At 35.0% G+C, this 9,462-nt stretch carries 9 protein-coding genes; 7 read left to right on the forward strand and 2 right to left on the reverse strand.

Annotation, left to right across the window (positions count from 1 at the left end):
- Positions 1-13: 13 nt before the first annotated feature.
- Both secB and ACYIAM_RS10055 read right to left on the reverse strand, forming a co-directional pair.
- Positions 14-487 carry a protein-export chaperone SecB gene (gene secB, locus ACYIAM_RS10050; protein WP_174797853.1) on the reverse strand — a complete coding sequence of 158 codons (474 nt, stop codon included), beginning with the start codon at positions 485-487 and terminating at the stop codon, positions 14-16.
- A gap of 25 nt (positions 488-512) precedes the next feature.
- A complete protein-coding gene (locus ACYIAM_RS10055) occupies positions 513-953 on the reverse strand; it encodes a rhodanese-like domain-containing protein (RefSeq protein WP_174797852.1) in 441 nt (146 codons plus the stop codon).
- Between the two features lie 536 nt (positions 954-1,489).
- Between ACYIAM_RS10055 and glnA the strand changes: the two genes are divergently transcribed.
- The 7 genes from glnA to ACYIAM_RS10090 all read left to right on the forward strand — a co-directional run bounded on the left by glnA (position 1,490) and on the right by ACYIAM_RS10090 (position 9,338).
- Positions 1,490-2,899, forward strand: a complete 1,410-nt coding sequence (gene glnA / locus ACYIAM_RS10060) for a glutamate--ammonia ligase (RefSeq protein ID WP_174797851.1) — start codon at positions 1,490-1,492, stop codon at positions 2,897-2,899.
- A 75-nt stretch (positions 2,900-2,974) separates the two neighbouring features.
- Complete coding sequence (gene glnL, locus ACYIAM_RS10065) at positions 2,975-4,024, forward strand: nitrogen regulation protein NR(II) (protein WP_174797850.1); 1,050 nt, start codon at positions 2,975-2,977, stop codon at positions 4,022-4,024.
- Between the two features lie 11 nt (positions 4,025-4,035).
- A complete protein-coding gene (gene glnG, locus ACYIAM_RS10070) occupies positions 4,036-5,490 on the forward strand; it encodes a nitrogen regulation protein NR(I) (RefSeq protein ID WP_483748150.1) in 1,455 nt (484 codons plus the stop codon).
- A gap of 213 nt (positions 5,491-5,703) precedes the next feature.
- Positions 5,704-6,657, forward strand: coding sequence for a siderophore ABC transporter substrate-binding protein (locus tag ACYIAM_RS10075; RefSeq protein ID WP_483748151.1), 954 nt, complete (start codon positions 5,704-5,706; stop codon positions 6,655-6,657).
- Between the two features lie 8 nt (positions 6,658-6,665).
- Positions 6,666-7,625, forward strand: coding sequence for an ABC transporter permease (locus ACYIAM_RS10080; RefSeq protein ID WP_483748152.1), 960 nt, complete (start codon positions 6,666-6,668; stop codon positions 7,623-7,625).
- Complete coding sequence (locus ACYIAM_RS10085; RefSeq protein WP_483748153.1) at positions 7,615-8,586, forward strand: iron chelate uptake ABC transporter family permease subunit; 972 nt, start codon at positions 7,615-7,617, stop codon at positions 8,584-8,586. The genes ACYIAM_RS10080 and ACYIAM_RS10085 overlap by 11 nt, the downstream gene beginning before the upstream one ends.
- On the forward strand, positions 8,583-9,338 hold the full coding sequence (locus tag ACYIAM_RS10090; protein WP_483748154.1) for an iron ABC transporter ATP-binding protein: 756 nt from the start codon (positions 8,583-8,585) through the stop codon (positions 9,336-9,338). Before ACYIAM_RS10085 ends, ACYIAM_RS10090 begins: the two co-directional genes overlap by 4 nt.
- The last annotated feature ends 124 nt before the right edge of the window (positions 9,339-9,462 follow it).

Raw genomic sequence — 9,462 nt, forward strand, 5'->3', positions numbered from 1 at the left:
TAAAAGACAATAATTATTGCAATGTTTCTGTAGGTTCAGCTTGCTGTTGTTGTTGAAGATAATTAATGAATAACGCTTCAAAATTTACCGGCTCTAAATTTACTTGCGGGAATGTCCCTTTATTGACTAAACTCGAAATAACTTCACGCGCGTAAGGGAATAAAATGTTTGGACAATAAGCGCCAACACAATGTTGAATTTGACCTTCGTCGAATCCAATAAGTGAGAAAATACCAGCTTGAGTCACTTCACAAATATATGCAACTTCGTCTTGCTGTTTTACTGTCACTGTGACACGAAGCGCAACTTCGTATACATTTTCACTCAATACTTGTGAAGATGAATTTAATTCAAGATTCAACTCAGGTTGCCATTGTTTGGTAAAAATTTCAGGAACATTGTTAGTTTCAAATGATACGTCTTTGGTATAAATACGTTGAATAGCAAACTGTGTTTCGGGTTGTTGTGTATTGTTTTGTTCTGTCATGATAAAACCTTATTTTTAAATAATATTATTTTCTAACCAGTGGTAAATTTTCGCCGTTCCATCCAGCAATACCGTCCTTTAATGTAAAGACATTTAAAAAACCTTGTTTAACAAGTATTTCACCTATACCTGCTGATGATAAACCATTTTCATCAATCAAAATAACGATGTTTTCTTTAAATTTTTCAATTGTTTTTGCGCTCGCATTTTTAATATCGATAGGTAAAATATTGTGAGAATCAGTGATATGTCCTTTTTTAAAGCTATCTGCAGAACGAATGTCAACAATAACAGCTCCTTGCTTATTAATCATATGGATTGCTTGAGCATTATTGATGATTTTAACCTTAGATAGTTTACTTTTGATGGTTAGTACAATAATTGCAACAAACAACACAACCCAACCTACAGAAAGTAAAAGATGATTTTTTATAAAAGGCAGCATTTCGAGAGTGATAAAGTCCATACTTGTATAATTACCTAGTTTTTTCAATATAAGGAGAGATTATAGCGATATTGCGTGATGAAATATAGTGCCAATAATTGAAAAATTGATTTATAGTAAATTGTTTTATTTTAAAAGATTGTAAAACATGTCTGATATAAGGCAAATTTTTAATGCAATTTAAGGTGCCTATCTTACTATTTTTATTATTTTTTCTGTTTAGTCTGTGATTGCTGAGAGTGATATAGATGATTGCCACTACGGCATGGTAATGTATCATTGATTCAAGTGTAAATATTGTCGATTTAGACGGTTAAACGGCAGTGAAAGTATCATGAATGATTTTGGTGCATCAGATTGGTGCTTATCTAACTATTATGGTGCAATATTGGGATCCATGTTACTATTTTTAGCGTTTGCTTCATAAATGTATCGTTGGAAAATTGGCATAATCTTTGCATACAATTTATTTTATATAGATGAATATAGCCAATTATCTTTAAAAATTGCTTTTTATACAGAATAATTAAATTATTTGTTCTTAATGGAGAATATAAATGTCTACACTAAAAGTTTTAACACTAATTAAAGAAAATGATGTTAAGTTTGTTGATTTACGTTTTACTGATACAAAAGGTAAAGAACAACACGTTACAATTCCTGTTAGTCAAATTGATGCCGATTTTTTTGAAGATGGTAAGATGTTTGATGGTTCATCAATTGCAGGTTGGAAAGGTATTAATGAATCAGATATGGTGTTAATGCCTGATACATCAAGTGCTGTTATCGATCCGTTTTTTGAAGATGTGACATTAAATATCCGTTGTGATGTTTTAGAGCCAGCAACGTTGCAAGGTTATGATCGTGATCCACGTTCAATCGCTAAACGTGCAGAAGAGTATCTAAAATCATCAGGTATTGCTGATACGGTTATTTTTGGACCTGAACCAGAATTCTTTTTATTTGATGATGTCCGTTTTGGTTCGCCAATGTCTGGTAGTTTTGTGCATATTGATGATATTGAAGCAGCATGGAATTCTGGTACAAAATATGAAGAAGGCAACAAAGGGCATCGTCCAGGCGTAAAAGGTGGATACTTCCCACTTCCACCCGTTGATTCATCGCAAGATATCCGTTCTGAAATGTGTTTAATTATGGAGCAACTTGGCTTAGTAGTTGAAGCTCACCATCATGAAGTGGCAACTGCGGGTCAAAACGAAATTGCTTGTCGCTTTAATACGCTAACTAAAAAAGCCGATGAAGTGCAAATCTATAAATATGTCGTACAAAATGTGGCTCATGCTTATGGCAAAACAGCGACCTTTATGCCAAAACCGATGTTTGGTGATAATGGTTCAGGTATGCATTGTCACCAATCATTAGCGAAAGATGGTGTAAATTTATTCGCTGGGGATAAATATGCGGGTCTTTCAGAAATGGCACTATTCTATATTGGCGGTATTATCAAACATGCGAAAGCCATCAATGCATTTACTAACCCTGCAACTAACTCTTATAAACGTTTAGTACCAGGTTATGAAGCGCCAGTTATGCTTGCTTATTCTGCACGTAACCGTTCTGCGTCAATTCGTATTCCTGTTGTGACTAGCCCTAAAGCACGCCGTATTGAGGTTCGCTTCCCAGATCCAGCAGGTAATCCATACTTATCATTTGCTGCACAGTTAATGGCTGGTTTAGATGGTATTATTAATAAAATTCACCCTGGTGATGCGATGGATAAAAACTTATACGATTTACCACCAGAGGAATCTAAATTAATTCCTCAAGTTGCGGGTTCGCTTGAAGAGGCTCTTAATGCATTAGATGCAGATCGTGAATTCTTAACGCGTGGTAATGTCTTTACTAATGATACTATTGATGCATACATTGATTTAAAACGTCAAGATGTTGATCGTGTACGTATGACGCCACATCCGGTTGAATTTGAATTGTACTATAGCCTATAAATTATTTTTTATATAACTTAACGTTTTACCCACCGCTTGTTGGCGGTGGTTTCTAATCAGGACGGAAATCCAACGATGACATTTAATAATGAATCTGATGCTAATCTTGTTCTCGATTCTATGATTACAAGTATTTTATTACTTGATACAAAACTCAATATTCTCTATGCCAATACTGCTGCACAGCAGTTATTAGCGCAAAGTTCTAAAAAATTATTAGAAAGTTATCTTCCCGATTTATTGGGGTATTTCTCTTTAGATATTGATTTGATGCTTAGTGCATTAGCACAAAATCAAGGTTTTACAGATAATGAAGTCAATTTAGTTATTAATAATGAGTTACATATTTTATCGCTGACAGCTCAACTATTAGGTAATGGTCGAATATTAATTGAAATGGTGCCGTTAAATAATCATAAACGCCTTAGCCAAGAACAATTACAACAAGCTCAGCAAAGTGCTGCTCGTGAATTAGTTCGAGGACTTGCTCATGAAATTAAAAATCCACTAGGTGGGCTCAGAGGTGCAGCTCAATTATTATCACGAGAATTACCAAAAAACGAATTACAAGATTACACAAAAATTATTATTGAACAAGCCGATAGACTAAGAAATCTTGTTGATAGGTTGTTAGGTCCACAACAGCGATTACACCAAAAAGAACAAAATATTCATCAAGCAATAGAACGAATCTATGCTTTGTTGTGTTTGGAAAAACCAATCAATATTGAAATTCTGCGTGATTATGATCCTAGTCTACCGGATTTAACTCATGACTCTGAACAAATAGAGCAGGTAATTTTGAATATTGTTCGTAATGCTTTACAGGCTATTGGTTCTAAAGCTGGCACAATTACCATTAGAACAAGAACGGCTTTTCAGGTTACTTTACATGGCCAGCGTTATCGGCTTTGTGCTCGTATTGATATTGAAGATAATGGACCGGGTGTTCCTGTTCACATACAAGATACCTTGTTTTATCCTATGGTTAGTGGCTATGAGGGAGGGACAGGTATTGGGCTTTCGATTGCACATAATATTGTTGATCAACATCACGGTAAAATTGAATTTAATAGTTGGCCTGGGCATACAGCGTTTTCTGTCTATTTGCCAATTAGGCAGTGAGGTAAATTAAAATGAATGTTTGGATTGTTGATGATGATAGTTCTATTCGGTGGGTACTTGAAAAAGCATTAACGAATGCTCATTTCAACTGTGTCAGTTTTACCAGTGGTCAAGAGGTTATTGATGCGTTAGATGCACATGTGCAAAAACCAGCTGTATTGATTTCTGATATAAAAATGCCGGGGCTTGATGGTTTAACATTGCTTCATCACGTGAAAGAGCAAATGCCAAATTTACCAGTAATTATTATGACTGCGCATTCTGATCTTGATGCGGCAGTAAATGCTTATCAAAAAGGGGCTTATGATTATATTCCTAAGCCTTTTGATGTCGACGAAGTTATTCAGCTTGTAGAACGAGCTATTTTACAAACTCAAAATAACAAAACCAGCAATAATACAACCGCGAAAGCATCAACTGGCATTATTGGTGAGGCACCTTCAATGCAAGACGTGTTTCGTATTATTGGTCGATTATCTAAATCATCTATTAGCGTATTAATTAATGGTGAATCAGGAACGGGTAAAGAGTTGGTTGCTAAAGCATTACATACCCATAGCCCTCGTTCTCAATCACCTTTTATTGCATTAAATATGGCGGCAATCCCTAAAGATCTCATTGAATCTGAGCTTTTTGGGCATGAAAAAGGCGCATTTACTGGTGCGGCTCAAATTAGACATGGGCGTTTTGAACAAGCTAATGGCGGGACTTTATTTTTAGATGAAATTGGTGATATGCCACTTGATGTACAAACCAGATTATTAAGAGTGCTTGCCGATGGGCAGTTTTATCGTATTGGTGGTTATTCGCCAGTAAAAGTAGATGTGCGCATTATTGCCGCCACACATCAAAATTTAGAAACAAGAGTAAAAGAAGGTAAATTTAGAGATGATTTATTTCATCGTTTAAATGTGATTCGTATAGTGCTTCCTCCTTTACGGGATAGAGCGCAGGATATTCCAAAACTTGCCGAACATTTTTTACATACTACAGCGAAAGAATTAGGTGTTGATGGTAAAATATTGAGTCCCGAAGCATTAAGTGTTTTATGTCGATTTAATTGGCCTGGTAATGTGCGTCAGCTTGAAAATACTTGTCGCTGGGTGACGGTAATGTCCTCAAATCAAGAGGTTTTAGTTCAAGATTTGCCACCAGAACTGTTGCAATTATCAACGACAAAAACAATTGTCACAAATGAAAATATTACCATGCACGAAAACCACTTTGCTCAACAAGAAACCGATTGGAAAGTATTACTAGAACAATGGGCAAAACAAGCACTCACGGAGGGTAAAAGCGGTATTTTGACTGAGGCAATAAACGATGTTGAACATATCTTATTAAAAAGTGCACTCAATTTTACCCGTGGTCATAAACAAGAAGCGGCTTATCTATTAGGTTGGGGGCGAAATACATTGACTCGAAAACTTAAAGATTTATCACTGGATCGCAATAAAAATCTCTAACTATCAATATTAATTAGGCTATTGAATGAATCAATAGCTTTTTTATCTACTTATTCATATCACTACTATTTATGCCATTTATGGCATATTGCGTTACTAAACACTTAAAGTTCATTGAACCCTACCTATTTTTTGGTTACAATCATAATGTAAATGATAATTATTATAATTATCGTTTTTTGTTTTTTATTCGGCTGATAATTAGGAGTTATAATGTATTCATATATCAAAGTGAAATTTTTAGTTTTACTTACCGTATTACTTGTTTTGGTTGGATGTGACAATAAAAAAGAACAGCAAACACCAGCGAAAACGATTACTGTTGAGCATGCTCAAGGCAAAACCGATATACCTGAAAATCCTAAAAAAGTTGTTGTTTTTAATATTGCAACACTTGATATTATTGATGCTTTAAATATTCCTGTCTCGGCTGTTCCTCAATCTGATGTGCATTTACCTGATTTTTTATCTAAATATAGCGATAAAACCTATACTAATGCTGGAACCTTGTTTGAACCAAATTATGAAGTATTAAGCACAATTGAGCCTGATGTTATTATTGCTGGTGGTCGTGCTAATGATGCTTATAAAAAATTGAATGACATTGCACCGACAATTTCTTTAGATATTGATCCAAAAGACTTTTTAGGTAGTTTAACGCAAAGAACAGAGCAGTTAGGCACTATTTTTAATAAGCAAGACGAAGCTAAAAAGCTTATTACTGATTTTAATCAAAAAATTGAACAATTAAAGCCAAAGACAAGCACTGCTGGAAGTGCATTAGTGATTATGGTTAATGGCGGTAAAATGTCGGCTTATGGTCCAAAATCTCGTTTTGGTTTTGTGTTTGATATACTTGGTTTTCAACCTGCAACCACATTCCAAGAAGCTGGACGTCATGGTAATGCGGTGACCTCTGAATTTATCTTAAGTGTTAATCCGCAGTGGTTGTTTGTGTTAGATAGAGATAGTGCAATTGGTAATAAAGAAGCACAATCTGCACAGCAAGTACTAAGCAATGACTTAATTGAAAAAACAGCCGCATGGCAAAATCAACATATTATCTATTTAGATTCATCATCTATGTATATTGCAGGCGGTATTCAAACTTATAGCCGTTTGATAGATCAAATTAGTGAAGCTTTACAAAAAACATCAACAAATTGATGTAAAACATGATTAAGTCCTTTTATATTATTGCAGGCATTTTCATTTTATTGATAATGGCTGCAATAAGTTTATTTATTGGCGCAGGGCATGTGACGCTATTTGAACTATGGTCTGATAGCAACATGCGCGAGATTTTTTTTGTAAGCCGTGTGCCTAGAACTGCTGCTTTATTACTAGCCGGCAGTGCTATGAGTGTTGCTGGTTTAATTATGCAACTGTTAACACAAAATCGATTTGTTGAACCCTCGTTGGTCGGTACAACTCAATCTGCAAGTCTTGGCTTATTAGTGATGATGGTTTTAGCGCCTGGTGCAAGTGTTATGACTAAAATGGTCGTTGCCAGCTTATTTGCCATGCTTGGTACAATGATTTTTATGGCAATTTCTCGAAAAGTCATTTTTAAATCTGCTTTGATGGTACCACTTATTGGTATTATGTTAGGAGCAGTTATTAGCGCAATTACAACTTTTTTTGCCATGTATTTTGATTTGTTACAATCACTTGGTGGTTGGGAATCGGGTGATTTTTCTGGAGTTTTACAAGGTCGTTACGAATTATTATGGCTGGTTGGCGGATTGACATTACTCGCTTGTTGGAGTGCAGATCAATTTACTGTAGCTGGTTTAGGTCGAGATTTTTCAATTAATGTCGGGCTTAATTATCGACTTGTTATGTTGACAGGACTTATTGTTATTGCATTAATTGGCGGTATTGTGGTTGTGGTAGTGGGTGTTTTACCATTTTTAGGATTGATTGTACCAAATATTGTTAGTTTATTATTTGGTGACAATGTCCGTAAAACTATTCCATGGATCTGTTTATTTGGTAGTGGGTTAGTTTTAATTTGCGACATCATTGGGCGCATTATTCGCTATCCATTTGAGATTCCAGTTAGTGTGATTCTAGGCGTGGTTGGCGCTATTATTTTTTTAATATTGTTGGGTCGAAAACGCCATGTTAGTTAACCAAAAACGCCATGCTTTATGCCAAAAAAGAGTATTTTTATTGTTTATTATTGCACTAATTTGCGTAACTTGCTTTATGACCTTTGGTCTTAAGGGCAATATCAGTTACATTTTGGTCCATCGAACATGGATCGTGCTAACTATGATCCTAGTTGCTTTTTCGGCTGCGACGTCAACATTACTTTTTCAAACGGTCACCAACAATCGAATCTTAACCCCTTCGATTATGGGATTTGAATCTCTGTTTGTGCTCATTCAAACTGTTGTGATCTTTTGCATTGATACACAAGGTATTCCTTATATCGGTACTATTGGCAAATTTGTATTTGAATCACTTTTATTAATCTTATTTTCTCTATTTTTGTATCGAGGTTTGTTTACCAAGCTCAAACAAAACTTACATTTGGTATTATTAATAGGAATTATTTTAGGTACATTATTCCGTAGTTTTTCTAATCTATTACAGCGTTTGATGACGCCGTCTGAATTTGCTGTATTACAAAGTCGTATTTTTGCGACATTTACACGCGCAGAGCCTGTATTGATTATCTTTTCATTAATGATTGCAGCTATTATTGGTCTATTTTTATGGCGCATGCGATTCAAGTTTGATGTGCTAGCATTGGGGCGTGATAATGCAATAAATTTAGGTATTGATTACAAAAAAAATATCACTATTATTTTGTTGCTAGTTTCTATTTTGGTATCGATATCAACAGCATTAGTTGGACCATTTACTTTTTTAGGTCTTTTAATTGCTAATTTAGCTTATAGTATTAGTGGATCAAGCCAACATCGTTTTTTGCTTCCTACTGCTTTTTTATTAGGCGTTATTTTTCTTGTTGGTGGGCAAATGTTCTTAGAGCGAGTATTAAATATGGTTGGTGCATTATCCATTGTGATTGAATTTATTGGTGGTTCTTTGTTTATTTTCTTATTATTGAAAAAGGTTAGGATGTGATAAAAATAGCTAATGTTAGTAAAAACTATCAAACAATACCTGTACTAAAAAATGTCAATGCGACAATTTCACAAGGTGGGATCACTGCCATTATTGGTCCAAATGGAGCGGGTAAATCGACGTTACTATCGATTATCAGTCGACTTTTATTCGCTGACGAAGGGCAAGTCAAAATTCAAAATATGGATGTAGTTAATACACCAAGTGATAAGCTTGCTACCTATTTATCTGTATTAAGACAGGAAAACCGTTTTACCAGTAGATTAACTGTTTTTGAGTTAGTCGGGTTTGGGCGTTACCCTTATACCAAAGGGCGCTTAAATGCTGATGACTATAATCATATTAATCGTGCACTTGATTTTTTAGATCTTACTGAATATAAAGAGCGCTTTTTAGATGAATTATCTGGTGGGCAACGGCAACGTGCTTATGTTGCCATGGTACTTTGCCAAGATACTGAATATGTATTACTTGATGAACCACTCAATAATCTCGATATGAAACATGCTGTTGCTATGATGAAACAATTGCGCCGTGCTGCCGATGAACTGGGTAAAACCATTGTGATTGTTATTCATGATATCAACTTTGCATCTGTATATTCAGATTACATTTTAGCCATGAAAAATGGCGAGCTAATATACCAAGGCAGCCCACAACAAATTATGAATTCGACTATTTTAGAAGATATATTTGATACACCCGTCAAAATTGAAAATGTCCATGATCAAAATATTGCTATTTATTACTAGGGCGTGTTGATCTTTAGTGGTTATTTTTTAGACGGCATGATGTGAGTTATAATAATTCTGCAAAAAACAATCATAACTCGATTCATCATGCCAAGAACAATGCTAACAGATAAACGGTGGGAAA

The sequence above is a fragment of the Gilliamella sp. X-60 genome (assembly GCF_057063585.1).